This is a genomic window from Paenibacillus sp. J22R3 (assembly GCF_056269305.1).
Window position 1 is genome coordinate 1751320 of the sequence record NZ_JBWDNS010000001.1, and the last position, 15689, is coordinate 1767008.

General features: G+C 49.5%; 15 protein-coding genes. 3 read left to right on the forward strand and 12 right to left on the reverse strand.

The window, feature by feature from the left end; all coding sequences use genetic code 11:
• Positions 1 to 15: 15 nt before the first annotated feature.
• From AC0YN4_RS08250 to mraZ, 4 genes are all read right to left on the reverse strand, one after another.
• Entirely contained in the window at positions 16 to 2175 is a 2160-nt protein-coding gene (locus tag AC0YN4_RS08250) for a penicillin-binding transpeptidase domain-containing protein (RefSeq protein WP_475835540.1), read from the reverse strand.
• A gap of 78 nt (positions 2176 to 2253) precedes the next feature.
• Positions 2254 to 2655, reverse strand: a complete 402-nt coding sequence (locus tag AC0YN4_RS08255; RefSeq protein WP_475835541.1) for an FtsL-like putative cell division protein — start codon at positions 2653 to 2655, stop codon at positions 2254 to 2256.
• Positions 2656 to 2722: 67 nt separating this feature from the next.
• Positions 2723 to 3655, reverse strand: coding sequence for a 16S rRNA (cytosine(1402)-N(4))-methyltransferase RsmH (rsmH, locus tag AC0YN4_RS08260; protein ID WP_475835542.1), 933 nt, complete (start codon positions 3653 to 3655; stop codon positions 2723 to 2725).
• 57 nt (positions 3656 to 3712) lie between these two features.
• The gene (gene mraZ / locus AC0YN4_RS08265; protein ID WP_090979835.1) at positions 3713 to 4150 is read right to left on the reverse strand and encodes a division/cell wall cluster transcriptional repressor MraZ; all 438 of its coding nucleotides are present in this window, start codon (positions 4148 to 4150) and stop codon (positions 3713 to 3715) included.
• Between the two features lie 222 nt (positions 4151 to 4372).
• On the opposite strand from mraZ, the gene AC0YN4_RS08270 reads away from it, so the two are divergent.
• Positions 4373 to 4660: a hypothetical protein gene (locus tag AC0YN4_RS08270; RefSeq protein ID WP_475835543.1), complete on the forward strand. Its 288-nt coding sequence runs from the start codon at positions 4373 to 4375 to the stop codon at positions 4658 to 4660.
• Between the two features lie 33 nt (positions 4661 to 4693).
• Here AC0YN4_RS08270 and AC0YN4_RS08275 read toward each other — a convergent pair whose 3' ends face one another.
• The 6 genes from AC0YN4_RS08275 to AC0YN4_RS08300 all read right to left on the reverse strand — a co-directional run bounded on the left by AC0YN4_RS08275 (position 4694) and on the right by AC0YN4_RS08300 (position 11179).
• Positions 4694 to 5785 (reverse strand): DUF4349 domain-containing protein, encoded by a 1092-nt coding sequence (locus AC0YN4_RS08275; RefSeq protein ID WP_475835544.1) that lies wholly within the window; start codon positions 5783 to 5785, stop codon positions 4694 to 4696.
• 159 nt (positions 5786 to 5944) lie between these two features.
• Entirely contained in the window at positions 5945 to 7213 is a 1269-nt protein-coding gene (locus AC0YN4_RS08280) for an adenosylhomocysteinase (RefSeq protein WP_475835545.1), read from the reverse strand.
• A 47-nt stretch (positions 7214 to 7260) separates the two neighbouring features.
• Positions 7261 to 8892, reverse strand: a complete 1632-nt coding sequence (gene bshC / locus AC0YN4_RS08285) for a bacillithiol biosynthesis cysteine-adding enzyme BshC (RefSeq protein WP_475835546.1) — start codon at positions 8890 to 8892, stop codon at positions 7261 to 7263.
• 154 nt (positions 8893 to 9046) lie between these two features.
• Entirely contained in the window at positions 9047 to 9442 is a 396-nt protein-coding gene (locus AC0YN4_RS08290; protein WP_475779193.1) for a DUF3397 domain-containing protein, read from the reverse strand.
• A gap of 26 nt (positions 9443 to 9468) precedes the next feature.
• Complete coding sequence (locus AC0YN4_RS08295; RefSeq protein WP_475780073.1) at positions 9469 to 10398, reverse strand: ketopantoate reductase family protein; 930 nt, start codon at positions 10396 to 10398, stop codon at positions 9469 to 9471.
• Positions 10399 to 10531: 133 nt separating this feature from the next.
• Positions 10532 to 11179: an RsfA family transcriptional regulator gene (locus tag AC0YN4_RS08300; protein WP_475779192.1), complete on the reverse strand. Its 648-nt coding sequence runs from the start codon at positions 11177 to 11179 to the stop codon at positions 10532 to 10534.
• A gap of 270 nt (positions 11180 to 11449) precedes the next feature.
• Between AC0YN4_RS08300 and AC0YN4_RS08305 the strand changes: the two genes are divergently transcribed.
• Positions 11450 to 11686, forward strand: coding sequence for a DUF2626 domain-containing protein (locus AC0YN4_RS08305; RefSeq protein WP_090979850.1), 237 nt, complete (start codon positions 11450 to 11452; stop codon positions 11684 to 11686).
• Positions 11687 to 11780: 94 nt separating this feature from the next.
• Here the strand turns inward: AC0YN4_RS08305 and AC0YN4_RS08310 are convergent, their stop codons facing one another.
• Positions 11781 to 13007, reverse strand: coding sequence for a class I SAM-dependent methyltransferase (locus tag AC0YN4_RS08310; RefSeq protein ID WP_475835547.1), 1227 nt, complete (start codon positions 13005 to 13007; stop codon positions 11781 to 11783).
• Between the two features lie 103 nt (positions 13008 to 13110).
• Between AC0YN4_RS08310 and AC0YN4_RS08315 the strand changes: the two genes are divergently transcribed.
• The gene (locus AC0YN4_RS08315; RefSeq protein ID WP_475779190.1) at positions 13111 to 14196 is read left to right on the forward strand and encodes a coiled-coil domain-containing protein; all 1086 of its coding nucleotides are present in this window, start codon (positions 13111 to 13113) and stop codon (positions 14194 to 14196) included.
• On the opposite strand, the gene AC0YN4_RS08320 is transcribed toward AC0YN4_RS08315, so the two are convergent.
• Positions 14167 to 15525, reverse strand: coding sequence for an ABC transporter substrate-binding protein (locus AC0YN4_RS08320; protein ID WP_475835548.1), 1359 nt, complete (start codon positions 15523 to 15525; stop codon positions 14167 to 14169). The genes AC0YN4_RS08315 and AC0YN4_RS08320 overlap by 30 nt on opposite strands.
• Positions 15526 to 15689 lie beyond the last annotated feature (164 nt).

The window sequence follows — 15689 nt, forward strand, 5'->3', positions numbered from 1 at the left end:
GGGGTTAGAACAAGCCTATCCCCCAGAAGTAGTACCCGATTTGCTGTTGTCTGTTGCTTCTTTTGTCGCTTCTTCGCCCTCGCCTGTCTGCGTGGAGACTTGCATCGCCGGCGGTGACAGAACAAGCTTAAGCACTTTGTTCTCTCCCTGCTTCGCCAATGATTGCGAGGTTACGAAACCTTCCCCTGTCGTCATCACGCGGATCTGCAGAATCGAGCACATCTCCATAGCATCACGAAGCGATAAGCCCTTCATATTCGGAATCGGCAGCTTCGTTCTCTCTTCGGTCAAGAGATAGATCCGCTGATCCGGACTGACTGATGTGCCCGCCTTCGGAATTTGCTGCAGGACGGTTTTGCCTTTACCGACCACTTCGTAATTGAGCTTGCTGGATTTCAATTTATTTTTCGCAATCGTTAAATCCAGTTTATTCAAGTTCGGAATTTCGACGGTTTGCTCTTGGTTCGGCGTGTTTGAAGCGGTTGTCTTCACTTTGGTAACGGGATCAACATCCATATGGCGAAGACTTTGCTGCACAATCTTCTTGAATACAGGTGCCATAACCGTACCACCGGACGCTAACCGATCATTCGGCTCATCCATGACGAGGTAAAGGACGATCTTCGGGTTGCCAACCGGCGCGAAACCAATGAAAGATATCACGTATTTGTCTTCCGCATATTTGCCGTTAACGACCTTCTGTGCCGTACCTGTTTTGCCCGCTACACGGTAGCCTTCAATAAAGGCTCTGCGTCCGGACCCGATCTCCTGGTCAGATACGACTTGCTCCAGGTATTCATCCACTTTCTTAGCCGTTTGTTCGGAGATGACCTGACGGACAACCTGTGGTTTAATGACTTCTACTTTCTTCGAAATCGGATCTTGAATTTCCTTGACTAGGTGCGGTACGAGCAGCTTACCGCCATTGGCTACAGCGGCTACAGCTGCAACCTGTTGAATCGGAGTTACTTGAACACCGCCTTGCCCAAAGGCTGCCGCAGCAATATCCCTCGGGTACTTAAATTGGACAAGTCCTGGCAGCTCACCCGACAACTCTATGCCTGTTTTTTGATTAAATCCAAACTTGTTGATATAGTCTCTGAGCTTATCTGCCTTTAGCCCTTCATAGCCTAGCTTAACGAATTCGACGTTACTGGACCGTTTGAGTCCTTCCAAGTACGTAATGGTTCCCCAGCCTTCTCTGTTTATATCATGGATCGTGCCGCCGGGTACTTTAATAGCACCGGATTTGTAAGTCGCATCCGGGTTAAACAGGCCTTCTTGAACAGCGCCTGACAGCGTCACGATCTTAAACGTCGAACCAGGCTCGTACAAGGACTTAATAGCATGATCGTAAAAGTTCTCTTGCGGTGCAGTCCAGTACAGGTTCGGGTCAAAATTGGGCAAATTCGCCATGCCGAGAATTTCCATCGTTTGCGGGTCAGCCGCAATCGCGGTAATGCTCTTCGGCTTATATTGATCATACGTTTCTTTAATTGCTTCTTCGATGTAGTGCTGAATCTCAATATCAATCGTCAACTTTACATTTTTGCCGTCCACGGAAGGTTTAAAGCTGACGGTCCCATCTTCCAGAATGACACCATTGCCGTCCCGCTCGTATTTAATTTCGCCCTCAGTACCTTTCAACTGATCATTCAGCGAGGCTTCCAGCCCCATTACAGCCTTGCCTTCCTTGTTCTCATATCCGAGAATATGCGAGGCCAAGCTGCCTTTCGGATAGGAACGTTTCTGTTGGTCGATCAAGTAGATACCAACATCCTTGTGGCCGGTTTCCTCGACAAGCTGATCTCGGAAACGAAGAATCCGATCCGCAACCGACTTGTCAATCTTCCAGCCTTCTTTGCGCACTTCACGCTGCTGATAGTATTCGCCGTTCTTCTGTTTGGCCTCGACAATCTCACGCAGTGTAATCTGCGATTTGCCAAGCACGCCGCTAAGCTTGTTAATGATGACATTTTCCAGCTTCAGGTCATGAATGACCTTCGGATTAACCGCGACGGTATAGGCCGCAACATCCATTGCAAGTACATTACCGTCCCGATCTGAAATCGTACCGCGAACCGGAATAAGCTTCTCCGACTTCGACCATACTTCCCTAGCTTTCTCCGACCAGAAGTCGGCATTCACAACTTGAACCCAATAGATTCGGCCCACCAATAAAAGAAAAAGGAGGGTGATAAACCCTCCGACCAACAATGTCCGTATTCGTATTCGCTTTGTCATGGCTGCCACCTATTTCTTTCCACTTGCATTCGTTGCTTTTGGTTCCGCCACGCTGACTTTGATCGGATTGTCATCCGGCTTCCAGCCCAGGTCCGCCGCTTTCTTCCGAATACTAGCCGGGTCATTCGCTTTCTCGTATTCAGATGTCAAGAAGGCTACCTGCTCGGTCAACTGCTCATGCTGCTTCGTCAATTGCTTGATTTGAAGCTCCATCTGATAGATTTGCGCATAGCGGAAAATCACGACGAAAGCTACAACCACACAAACGAGAATCGTAAACATATACAGCAGTTTCTCCTGCACCGGCAGCGACTTCCGTTTGATGACAACTTTTTTGGTCTCGCGGAACTGCGGCCGCTGCTCCGGCTTTCGTTTGGGCTGCAGCGCCAGATTCCCATTCACATATGCCATTGCGGTTCCCTCTCCCCTTCTCTGCTATTATTCCATCTTCATCTATGGTGTATTGTCTTCTATGCGATTATAATTTCTCGGCAACGCGCAGCTTTGCGGAGCGTGATCTTTTATTCTGCTCCAGCTCCTCTTCACTAGGAAGAATCGGCTTGCGATTCACTAACTTAAGCTTGCCGCCTCCGCCGCAAACACACATCGGGAAGTCGGTTGGGCAGGTGCATTTTTCAACAAATTTCGCAAACAGCTGCTTGCAAATCCGGTCTTCCAGGGAATGAAACGTAATGACGGAAGCTCGTCCTCCGGCATTCAATACGTCTATCGTCTGTTCAAGACCTTCCTCTTCTGCACCAAGCTCATCGTTAACCGCAATGCGCAGCGCTTGAAACGTACGCTTCGCAGGATGCGGGCCTGTCCGCCTAGCAGCGGCAGGTATGCCTGATTTAATGATCTCAACCAGCTCGCCGGTCGTTTCGATTCGCTTCTGCTCTCTGGCCGCGATGATTTTACGGGCGATTGATCTGGCAAAACGTTCTTCACCGTAGTTCGTAATGATACGAGAGATTTCACGTTCGTCCCATGTATTGACAATATCATCTGCCGTCAGCATGCCGTCTTGATCCATCCGCATATCAAGCGGCGCATCGTGATTGTAGCTAAAGCCGCGTTCGCCTTCATCAAGCTGAGGGCTGGAAACGCCAAGATCGAACAATACGCCGTCTACACCGGAAATGCCCAAACCCTTCAGCACATGCGCTAAATAACGAAAGTTACTTTTGACCAGCGTGACACGATCCATGTAAGCGGACAGCCTGACGCGCGCGTTATCGAGCGCCCAGTCGTCCTGATCTAATGCAATAAGTCGTCCCTTAGGTCCAAGCCTGGATGCGATAAGCTCGCTGTGACCTGCTCCTCCGAGTGTACAATCCACGTAGATGCCGTCCGGTTTAATGGCAAGTCCATCTACTGCTTCTTCTTTCAATACCGTGATGTGTTGAAACATGCTGTAATCCTCCCTGCTTTAAACCCCTCGCTCGTCCTTACTGATTGGGCAAGCGAGCTAAAAATTAAAATCAAAATCAACAAGCTTCTCTGCAATATCATTGAAGGTCTCTTCGGATTGCTTGAAATAGCTCTCCCAGATCGGTTTGCTCCAGATCTCTACGCGGTTCGAAACGCCCAGCACAATGCAGTCCTTGTCTAGCTTGGCATATTCGCACAGCGTATTCGGTAAGTTTACCCTTCCCTGTTTGTCGAGCTCGCATTCCGTTGCCCCCGAGAAGAAAAAACGAGAGAACGCACGTGCATCCGACTTCATCATGGGCAGCGATTTCAGCTTCTGTTCAAGCAAGCTCCACTCGCTTTGCGGATAAACAAACAAACAGTTATCAAGTCCTCGTGTGACAACAAAGTGGTCGCCGAGTTGTTCGCGGAATTTAGCCGGGATAATGATGCGGCCTTTCTCGTCAATGCTATGCTGATGTTCGCCCATAAACATTGAACCGCTCCACCTCTTCCCCCAAATTCTCCACTTAACCCCACTTTCCACCACTTAGGTTGAACTATTCGCCACCAATAATTGAAATCCTGCTCCTTAAGCAGGATTTAATAAAATAATTTATGGGATTAACCTTGTAACGATTTTGAAACTTTTTAGTGCTTTGGATCGTGTACACTAGAAAAGAAATGCTGGATGAATCATACATAAGGGGGCCTGCCTGTGACCGGCACTTCCGCCTTGACCTATAAAATAAGCCTTCTTCGAAAGGTCGAGCTGCTTTGCTATCAAGTAACACACTATTTACTCCGCAGTGAGGAAGAAGCAGCAGCTGCCAGCGAAGAAGCACTGACCGCTCTATTCCGTAACCCCATCTTCTTGGAAGCTTCCGAGGAGGAACGCTCTGCGATCGCTAGGAAAACCGCCATAACTGTTGCCCTTCAGCATGCTGCCGGCGGCAGTCAAACACGGCAAAAAGAGCTGACACCACATGTCGCCGGGGACATGTGATGCAGCTCTTTGATTTGCTACTTAGGTCTTCTACTATTCTGATTCCTCTTTGGCTGGTTCTACAGCCTCAATCTCCGGGACTTTTTGTGTGCTGGCTGCCTGAAGTGAACTACGCTTACGCCGATTGCTTCGGTAAGCCAAATAAGAAGGAATACCTACGATTGCGACCAATGCCAATACCGGTAACGCTCCTGCAAGGAAGATAAATACACCTTGTATGAACGCGTAAACCACATTCGTGCTGCCTGACATGGCATCCGTAATCCGAGTCAGGAAACCGGGTTCCTCTTCATCTTTCGCAGTAACAGGTTCTAACACTTGATACATCCTTAGATCGATGGTGGAGTATTCCACGTTTTTGTCCAAGTACCGAATTCGGCCTTTAATCCGCTCGATCTCGGTTTGCACGTCGCCGAGCTGGTTCGAAATTTGCAGCAGATCCGTCGTCTTCGTCGCCTTCTCCATGAATGCGGTCAGCCGAGCCTCTACCACTTGACGAGCCTTCAGCCTTGCCTCCATATCGACGTATTCCTCTGTCACATCCGTTCCTTGCGCACTGCTTTCGAAGCCTTCGTGCTTGATCTTCTCCAGCTCGCTGATGAATGTATCGAAGCCGGCAGCCGGTACCTTAATGGTATAGGTCCCGCCCAGCTCGGAGGTTGTTTTCTTATCCGAGAAAGAGAGCAGATAACCGCCTGACAAATGAATCAAATTGCGCAGCGAGGTTTGAGCTTTGCCGTAGTCTTCAACCTCCATGTTCACGTTCGCTTTATAAATGATCTTCCGAGTGAAGCTGGACTCGCCATCCGGTATGTTGCTGCTCGTGTCGCTCATTCCGGCTGCAGGCTGCTCTTCGGCGCTTGCAGCTGTATTTGCACTGGAGTTTGAAGACGACGTGGTCATTTCTGTGTCGCCGTCTGTCATTGGCGCCGCTGCCTCCGTACTCGCCGCAGCGTTGTTCGTCGTTGCACTGCTGCCTGCATACCCATCACTCTTCGCTGAATTCTGATCGCTGTTGCTCGCAGAGCAACCCGCCAGCATCCATACCATGACTGCAATGCCAACCAGCATCAACCATCTGACGCTTCTCTTTTTTGTTGCGCCTCCGCCATAAAGCATGTTCATGATACAACCCCCACTTTTCTTTGTCATATAATCGACTTACCTATCAAACGTTGGGTGAAAGGCAGAAGTTGCATATTGTGGGAGAAAAAAGACGCATGAACCGGTTCCGATTGGAACTCATGTTCATGCGCCTTTGTATGACTCTATTACTGAGCTAAATTAATGCTCTTGCCAGCTGTCCAGATATTCCTTCTGCTCATCGGATAGCTTGTCGATGCCAGTACCGATCGCTTCAAGTTTGTAGCGGGCTACTTGCTCATCCAGCGCGTAAGGAACGTTTACGACTTTCTTGCCGATGCTGTTATAGTTGTCATTCACATATTTAAGCGACATCGCTTGCAGAGCAAACGTCATGTCCATGATTTCGGCTGGGTGACCATCGCCTGCTGCCAGGTTGACCAAGCGACCTTCCGCCAACAAATAAATGCTGCGGCCGTCTTTCAATTGGTACTCTTCAATGTTACGGCGTACTGTACGCTTGCCATTGGAAAGTGCATCTAGCTCAGGTTTGTTCACTTCTACGTCAAAGTGACCGGCGTTGGACAGAAGCGCGCCATTCTTCATCACTTCGAAATGCTCGCCGCGAATGACATCTTTGTTACCCGTTACCGTAACGAAGAAGTCACCCAGCTTAGCTGCTTCAATCATCGGAAGGACAGTAAATCCATCCATGTAAGCCTCTACTGCACGAATTGCATCGATCTCCGTTACGATAACTTGCGCGCCAAGACCTTTCGCCCGCATCGCTACCCCTTTACCGCACCAGCCATAACCTGCAACAACGACTGTTTTGCCGGCTACGACAAGGTTTGTCGTCCGGTTGATACCGTCGAATACGGATTGGCCTGTGCCATAACGGTTATCGAACAAGTATTTACAGAAAGCATCATTAACGGCAACCATCGGGAAGTTCAGCGAACCATCCTTCTCCATCGCTTTAAGACGCAGAATACCTGTCGTTGTTTCTTCCGCACCGCCGCGAATATTCTCCATGAGGTCAGGGCGTTCGGCGTGGAGGATCGAGACGAAATCGCCGCCGTCGTCGATAATAAGATCTGGTTTCGTTTCAAGCGCCTTAACTAGCAGAGACTTGTATTCTGCCGGCTCCGGATTGTATTTGGCAAACACGGTGATGCCGTCTTCAACGAGCGCCGCACATACATCGTCTTGCGTGGACAACGGGTTGCTGCCTGTAATCGTGACTTCTGCGCCGCCGGCTTGAACGACTTTAGCCAAATAGGCTGTTTTGGCCTCCAAGTGCAGGGAGATCGCAACCTTCAGTCCTTTAAACGGCTGCTCCTTCTCGAACTGCTCCCGGATTCGGTTAAGTACAGGCATATGGGCTGCAACCCAATCAATCTTCAAATGTCCTTCCGGCGCAAGCGCCATATCACGTACGATACTGTTTTGCTTCGCATTAACGGTCATTGTTCTTCAGCACCCTTTCATCTACGTTCTCGTTGTTGATCCTTGCATTAAATCGAAATCAAATGATGGCCGCTCTGTTGATCATAAGGAATGTCCAGCAGCTTGTCGATCCATGATCTTCCATATAAATTATAGAATTCCATCATATTCAATACGCGTTCCTGAGGCTTGCCCTCCGGCCATAATGACAAGGCGATCCAGTCCAATTGTCGAAGCGCGGCTCCGAACTTCTTGGCATGCGCATCCATGGTTCGCTTCTCAAGGTACGAGATTTGATCCTTGATGCGATGCAGATTCTGATCGGTCAATTCCCCTAGGCCATTCTCAACAGAAACGGTTAATGCCTTAATGGGCTCGTAGAGTGCTTCAATTCCTGAAAGGGCTGCAGCGAAACCAGCTTCAATTCCGGTTTCATCCCGCTCCTTAAGCCATGCTTCTCTACAGGCCTTAAATCGGAAAGCCACTTCCTCGAAAGACAATCCGTATTTGGACATATACTTCGACGTTTTGTCTTCTACTAACGTAAAAGACATCCGCGGCACAATAATCGGCATCTCCATGCCTAACACCTTGAAGGCTTCACCGGTCAGCGACCAATAAGCAACCTCGCCAGGACCAAGAACCGCGGCCAGAACAGGCAGCACATAATCCTGCATGATCGGCCTTGTCAGAACATTGTTGCTGAAGCGCTGAGGTTCATGCTCTGCCCATTCACGCAATTGCTCTACTGGCCATGATTTGGTGCCTTTACGATTCCGAAACTGACCTTCCTGCTTATGTAGCAGAATCCGTTCTTCCTCGTCGAAGAGAAACAAATTCGCGCTGCCCTGCGTAACATCCGCTGCAGGCGAGAATCCATGCTCTCTAAGCTGGCTGGCGCTGTGGAAGTAAGCCGATTCGAGCTCATCGTTACGTGCCAGCATTTGACCGAACATCGGCGCTTCCAGCTTCCGAATGGCAGCATTATCCGCATCGAGCAGAATAAGCCCCTGGCTGCCAAACAGCCACCCGAGCAAATAAGCGAACAAATCGGACAACGTCTCGGATTGTTTCGCGAATTGGCCCAGCTTCTCAAGGAGCTCTGGCTTAAACGACGCGTCAGGCAATGAAGCACTTAAGAGCTGGACCGCTTCCGTGAACGTATCCTGCGTAATCTTCGTCCTGCTGACAGCAGTGCGAGCACCCTTCGGTCGTGTGACGGCCAACCGGGTCAGTGCAGCAGCTTCTCCCCGCACATAGGCATGATTGACTTCATCGAAGTCATGGTCTTCACCGGCAATCCAGAACACCGGCACAACAACAGAACCCAGCCGTGCCGAAGCTTCCTTCGCAGCCGAGATCGCCGTAACCGCTTTATGAATGACTAGCAGCGGACCTGTCCATAAGCCTGCTTGCTGACCGGTTACAATGACCGGCGCCCCCGAGCGGATCGCGTCGATATTCGCCATGACCGCAGCTTCGTTGTTGTAGCGTGTATTGTACGTTTGGAGCGTATCCCCAAGAAGACGGGCATTCGTGCGCTTATCTCCATTCTCCGAGAGCCAACTCATCCTGCGTTTCCAGTGCATATTTTCTGCCGCGTGGCTGCCGAACAACGCCTCTACGCCGGGGTGGCTTCGATGTATATAAGCTTCGGTGACAGGCTGTCCGAAAGGCAGCTGAACCGTATCGATTATCATGGATAGTCTCTACCTTTCTCCCTCGTAAATATCAACCTTAATAAGTCCGGTTTTTCTCATTCATTGTACACAACGTAAAGCGCACCGTCAAAAAAAACCACCCTCCTGAAACGGAGAGCGGTCCTCTAATCTCTTATTGATTAGCTGACAACGATTACACGTTAAAAAAACTCTTCCCGATGCCGATACACATCAGTATGACGTAACAAAGACTCATGAGAAAGAAACCGAGACGCCAGATAGCGCGCATGATGCGGCGCATATTGATATTGCCCTTTAATCGGTACTGCACGTTACCGAGCAGCCCGCCGCCCAGAAGAAGAACGAGCAAGATCCCGTAAATACCAAAAGAACTGTGAAATATTTTATTAAACAATACGGCCACACAGCCGATCAGAAGTGCCGTAGTTACATCCATAGCGGTGCTAAATGCTCGCTTCTTATCTCCTGTGAAAGCTCCATAACCAAAATAAACGAGAAGAAACGGTATTATCGGAAGAACGGCAAGAAAAGCGTAGACATTCTTGATGCTTTCCCAAATCCACTGCATCCTCGGTTCGCCCCTCTCTACGGTTATTAGTTCGTCTGGAGTGTTTTAATTAGTGTCAGGACCGCTTCATTCATCGGAGCAGATACTTGCATTGTCCCGGCCAAGGACACGATGCCGCCGTTAATCCAATCGATCTCAGTTATCCGTCCTGCCTGTACATCTCGCAGCATGGAAGACTGATTCCCCGCGGTCGCTTCGCAAATCCGGAGCAGCTGATCCCAGCTGGCCGAGTCCTTCTTCATCCCGGCAAGAATGAGAATACGTTCGCTCTCTTCATGCAGCGCCTTCATCCAGCGCAACCGGTTTGGATCAGAAGGGAGCTCTCCGTTCTTCACCGCGAATATGCCTGTCAGCGGATTGATGACAGCATTGATCAGTAATTTCTTGTAAACAACATTATCCATCTCATTCGACAGTTTGCCTTCAATTCCTGCACCAAAGAGCGCTTTTAACAACATTTTTTGAGGTTTGCTCGCTTTTTCTTCGTTTTTCGGCCAACTACCGAACGTAATCGTCCCGCTTCCTGTATGGTGAACAGAATAATCGTCGATTCGCATCGCACCTTCTGTTGTTATGGCGGCGTGAAGCTGCTCCTTAGGACATACCTTGCTGAGCAAATCCAGGTGCCCAATCCCATTCTGAAGCGCAAGCACGGAACAGCCCCGAGCTGTCATATATCCTAGCTGATGAAGCAGTTGATCACTCAGATGCACTTGCTTAACGGTGAGCCATATCCAATCCTCTTGTCGCAGTACATCCGGAACATAGCTATCAATCGTAGAAGCCTGTACACGCACTTGGCTATGCACGCCATCCCGTTTGGTCAACCGGATCCCTTCCTCGCGCAGCAGCTTCGCTTGCTCTTCCGATCGTGTCAATAAGACAACTTCCATTCCGGCTTCCGCCAGCCTTGCCCCATATAAAAGTCCGAGCGCCCCCGCTCCTACGATGATCATCTTCACTGGTTTGCCTCATTTCTGCCTCTGCCTGATTAAACTTATCGTAACAGAAGCAAACTAAAAAATCCCGCCGCACCTATAGCAGGTTCGGAGAGATTTTGGAGAGCCGCCTTTCAATGAAGCAAGCCGGCTATTCGATTCGTTCCAAGTTACCGTTTGCATCCATCTTGAAGCGAGGTTTAGCCTCATCTTCTTCTGTCAGCACGGTCAAGCGGCGTGCACGGTCCATAATTTGAATGAGTGTCTTGTAGTCGTCATTGACCGCGCGATAATCCGTTTGGGCATTGTTGACTTCAAGCGACAACCTTTCATTCAACTCACGTAAGGTGAATAATTCTTCATCCTTCTCGCGCAGATCGCGTTCAAGCGTCTTGATCTGGCGATTAAGCTCTTGATAAGTACCTTTCCATTGCCGCAGAAATCGGATAACGGTATCAATTGATAGCGATTCTTCCGTCAACGGATCATTCTTGAATGTACGCTCTTCTGTGTCGATCATGCTGATTGCGGATACATGAGGTGTTGCAACGTACGTTTGTTTTTTCATATAGTTCCGCTTCTGGCGCTGCTGCTTCGCAATTTGTATGGCATCTTCATAGCGTTTGCGGACACAACTGTTCCAGCGGAATCCGCATGCGGCCGAAGTCCGGCCGATCCGCTCTCCAACTTCCTCAAAAGCGGCCAACTGCGTGCTTCCCTCGCGGATATGCCGCAGCGTCACTTCGGCTAGGATGAGATCGTCATCCGGGCTCCAGGCATCTTGTCTGACTGCTGTCATGCAACCAAAACCTCCTAACATTAGGCGCTTACTTTATCTCTATGCCCTTGGTAGAGTTCATAGAATCTATCGGATACTAATTTGTATATCCATTTTTTTGACGGCTCATACATGTTTTATTGCAATTTGAAGCAAACTTGTATCAGAGCGTGAAAAGAAGGCAAAAAGTTTGCCAATTCGTCACGATTGAAACAGTTTACACATGTTACCTGAAACGTTATAATGGGCAATAGTAATTGGGTCGAGATTGACGAGAAGGGGGATGAAATCATGGCACGCATGTTCCGAGTGCTCGGTTTCTGGACGCTTGTAATCGCGCTAATGGCGTTTGCAGGGCATATGACCGAGATGGCACTCTTGTTCTTTATTCAAACCGTCGTGTTTGTCCTGTTAGGCTATTTGAACTTTTCCGAAAGAACCTATATGTTGATGTTCTGGGGATACATGTTTATCTCGTTCGTCAGCTTCACGTATTGGACCGTATTTGTAATGGGTAACCCATTCTAATTAAACGGACCTTCCGACATTCACAAATAGCCAAAAGGCTGCTCCGAGAAGATGGACGACCATCTCCGGAACAGCCTTTTTTCGTTTCCCTGCTTTATTCACCTTTGACCAGTACCATCACTTTAAACGACTCGCTCATATTATCGCTCAGCAGAAGCTGACGAATGGATCGATTGCGTCTTGCCGCTTCGCTGAATGGATTAGTCCCGTCATGGGCAACTAGGTCCTGCAGCAAGCCTTGATCAAGAAGGAATTGCTTCTGCGTGTCATAATACTGCACATGCCAGCCCGCCTGTTCGGCTGCATGTCTGCAAGCCGTGTAGTTGATATGCGAGGTCATGTCCTGCTCTCCCGGAAGGCTGAATGGACGGTCATGCGCCATATGTTCCTTATAACATAGCAGTGTCCCTTGCATACGATGCGATGCCGTAATTTCCGGCACCTCGTGACCATAATCCACAAGCAATAATGCTCCATGTTCAATCAGCTGTCCCAGCTCTGTAATCCACTGCTCGGCAGCAAGGTTCACCTCGGTGATCTGCCCTTCCAGCAACTCGATTCCATCCCGATTCAGTACCCTTGCAATCCGTTCGTCGGTTAGGGCTGTATAGACGTAGCGAAAAGCTTCTTCATCATCGTCGTCATTCCCTGCTACGCCGAGCTCCCACAGCTGACCTTCTTTCATAACGACCCGATGCACCGGAAAAGCATCCAGCAGCTCATTCGCAATAATGATTGTATACGGCCATGCCGCCGATGTCGCTCCGTTACTGCGGTTTGCCTCATTCATAACGCTCTTCGCCTCTTCAGGCGTCAAGAATTGCAGCTGAGGCCGCGGTACGGCTGCATTGTCGAGATCAGCCAACGCCAGCTCCAGCCTCGACTGAGCCGCATCTAGATGCACGGGGTTGCTGTCCACGATGTAATGCTGCGCTTGTGTCAACCACGAGTGGCGAGCGTCGGACCAAGCCGCAATCATTTGCTGCGAGAGCAATCCCGTACCCGCTCCCCATTCCGCAATCATTACCAGGGAATCCTTCCGGCTGTTCACCAATTCGGCTGCACAGCTTGCCAGCTTCTCTCCCATAATGGAGCCGATCGCAGAGCTCGTATAGAAATCGCCTTTCTTGCCGACTCGTATCTCTCCGGAACGATAATAGCCTTCCTTCTCGTCATATAAACAAATGGCCATATAATCGTGAAACGAAATGCAGCTGACTTCGACATTCTCCCCGTTGTGTAAGGAAGCCCTGCCCTTCATCTGACTTTGTGCAATTTGTTCCTCAATATTTAAGGATATTCGTCGGCTCTTTCTGTTCATGCAATCCCTCCAAATCAAGGACAAAATTAATGCCTGCAGATATAATAGAATTGGTACATGCATATAGTAGTGCATGCAAAGTGTGAAGAAAGGGGAGCCCTTCGTGAAAGGAACGATACGCCGCCGGATTGCGGCGTTCGCCGTTTGCGCGCTCGCAGTTTGGCTGACCATTTACCCCGTATTCGCCGACCCGGCAACTCCTAAGGATGAAGAGGTCCGAGCGATACTGGAGAAAAGCCTCTCCGTCGTTGAAATTGACAAAGAAATTGCACGCGTGAAAGAGCAGCAGCAGACCATCCTTGCGCAGCTGGATGATTCCAAAGTGAAGCTGGCAAGCCAAGAACAAACGATCGAGAAGAAGCGTGCAGAGGCGGGGAAAGTACTTCGCGCCTACTACACCGGTGAACGAGATATTTTTCTGACGGCTCTTGTGTCCTCGGACAATTTATCGGAGCTGCTGCAGCTGCTTGATTTTTTTGATCTTATCTTATCTAATGACAAGCTTACGCTGAACACCTACATGAAGCAATATCGAGAGCTGAAGAAAAACATCAGCAAGCTCGATACGCAGTCTGAACAGCTTGCCGAAGTCGAAGAACGCCTTACTACGCAGCGAAACCGCGTTATTGCGCTTCAGCAGGATGTCGACTCCTCGCTAAGCGGGCGGTCTGATGCTGACAATCTCAAGCTGCTTATCACCGAATTTACGGACTTCTGGCAAAATGTCGGTTTGTTAGAGGTAAAACGATATTTCAGCGCCTTGTCCAAAGCGATGAAGAAAATGCCGGCTTGGGTGCAAAACAATAAAGACATGCTCGATATTGACGGCTTCAATTATTCCCTCTCCATCCCGGATGATAAACTTAACGCATTCCTCCGAGAGCAGAACGAGCTGTTCAACAATTTCTCCTTCGTCTTCAAACCAGGCGAAGTCATCGTAACCGGCAAACGCGACAACATGGAAGTGCAATTAACGGGGCATTATTCGCTAGAGAAGGACGGCTCCATCTTGTTTCATGTCGATTCGTTAATTTTTAACGGCCTGGAGCTTCCGGACACGACAAGAACGGCACTTGAGAAAGAATTCGACCTCGGCTTCTATCCTTCCAAAATCGTATCCTTCCTCAAAACCAAATCGGTCACCGTTGAAGACGGCAAGCTATTGATTAAGCTTAGCATCAGTCTTTAACGGCTCCTCAGGCGGTGCTTCGGCATCGCCTATTGGTTGTTCCGGCACGCCATTCCACTGTGATATAAATGTGCTCGCCAGCTCCGGCACCAGTGCAGTCTGATTCCCTCCGAGCGTAACAAGCAGCTTCGACCAGCGTTCCCATCTTTCCCGCCAAGAAGGATCAGGCGTTACGGAAGCCCTGCTCAACATGCCAACAAGGAAATGCGGTGGTCGCTGTTCGATATCGTTATATTCGAATTCATTCGTCATCGCCGATATTCGAGAAGGCAATCGCCCCAGTGACCGATAATGATCCAATTGCGCCTCTGTAGAGGTCATCTCTGTAATGTACGCATTGGCTTCGCTCAGTCTCTCCGTCCCGGCCAGCATGACGAAGCTTCTCCCATTGGCGCGAACAACAGGACCGGCTGTAGAACCTATTGTCAGCAGTCCTCTCTCATCATTCGTCAAGGATCTATAGAGTGTCCACGGCATAATGGCGGACAGGAGCGTACCGGCACCAAATGCGCCTAGCAGTTGATTCTTCTGTTGAGCTGGCGCAAGCCTGTAAATCTGGGCAGCAGATTCAGCGGCATAATAAAGCTGTTCCTTCTGCGTAATCGTGAACGGGGATAGATTAGCAGCCGCTTCGCTGTTTTCCTTGAACATGCCCATCCATGCCGCCATTTCCTTGGGATCAGCCGTATTGAGATTAAACGGACTGATTTGAGGGTTCGTTGCCGCTACTGTCGCAACGGCAGCCTTCAGTGCTTCCAGATCCTTAGGCGGCGCACTTAAACCCGCTTCCTTGAGTACATTTTTCTGCCAAACCACAAGCAGTGGATTGCAATCGAGCGGAACTCCCCATAACGACCCATTCCATTTCACAATACTTGTTAGCGCTTCCATTTGGTCGGCAGCTGTATCTCCCGAAACAATGTCATCAACGGGGAGCAGAAACCCTTGCACGGCAAATTCCCGCACGCGATCGTTGTCCAACAGCATCAGATCGAACGGTTCGCCATTCTCCGATGCCTTCTTCCTTGCTTCATCAGCATCTTCGTTATGTATGTTCGTCATCTGAATACTGATTCGAGGATGGGAGAGCTTAAAACGCTCATTCTCACCCTGCCAATATTGATATTCAGTCTCGTCCATCGAGACTGCGATTGAAAGTGTCGTTCGATCCTGCTCGTCCCCGTCAACGACCTGAGGTTTGTCGGTCGATAATTGACCGTCATCGGAGTGAGTGACCGGCGATCCCGGCTTGCCGAACATGGGAACAAGCAGCGCAGCGCAAATCGTAAATACGCTCAGCAGCAGCATGACATATTTTCTGCGTGACACCGTGTCCCTCCTCTAATAGGGAGTTTGTCGGAGACAAACTCTCACCTCTAATGCTAATAGGGAGTTTGTCGGAGACAAACTCTCACCTCTAATGCTAATAGGGAGTTTGTCGGAGACAAACTCTCACCTCTAATGCTAATAGGGAGTTTGTCGGAGACAAACTC

Excerpts from the sequence above, each read along its gene's own strand:
- mraZ (WP_090979835.1), bottom strand. The coding sequence starts at position 4,150 with ATGTTTATGGGCGAACATCAGCATAGCATTGACGAGAAAGGCCGCATC.
- AC0YN4_RS08280 (WP_475835545.1), bottom strand. The coding sequence starts at position 7,213 with ATGACCGTTAATGCGAAGCAAAACAGTATCGTACGTGATATGGCGCTT.
- AC0YN4_RS08295 (WP_475780073.1), bottom strand. The coding sequence starts at position 10,398 with ATGATCATCGTAGGAGCGGGGGCGCTCGGACTTTTATATGGGGCAAGG.
- rsmH (WP_475835542.1), bottom strand. The coding sequence starts at position 3,655 with ATGTTTCAACACATCACGGTATTGAAAGAAGAAGCAGTAGATGGACTT.
- AC0YN4_RS08300 (WP_475779192.1), bottom strand. The coding sequence starts at position 11,179 with ATGACAGCAGTCAGACAAGATGCCTGGAGCCCGGATGACGATCTCATC.
- AC0YN4_RS08290 (WP_475779193.1), bottom strand. The coding sequence starts at position 9,442 with ATGCAGTGGATTTGGGAAAGCATCAAGAATGTCTACGCTTTTCTTGCC.
- bshC (WP_475835546.1), bottom strand. The coding sequence starts at position 8,892 with ATGATAATCGATACGGTTCAGCTGCCTTTCGGACAGCCTGTCACCGAA.
- AC0YN4_RS08275 (WP_475835544.1), bottom strand. The coding sequence starts at position 5,785 with ATGAACATGCTTTATGGCGGAGGCGCAACAAAAAAGAGAAGCGTCAGA.
- AC0YN4_RS08305 (WP_090979850.1), top strand. The coding sequence starts at position 11,450 with ATGGCACGCATGTTCCGAGTGCTCGGTTTCTGGACGCTTGTAATCGCG.
- AC0YN4_RS08255 (WP_475835541.1), bottom strand. The coding sequence starts at position 2,655 with ATGGCATATGTGAATGGGAATCTGGCGCTGCAGCCCAAACGAAAGCCG.
- AC0YN4_RS08310 (WP_475835547.1), bottom strand. The coding sequence starts at position 13,007 with ATGAACAGAAAGAGCCGACGAATATCCTTAAATATTGAGGAACAAATT.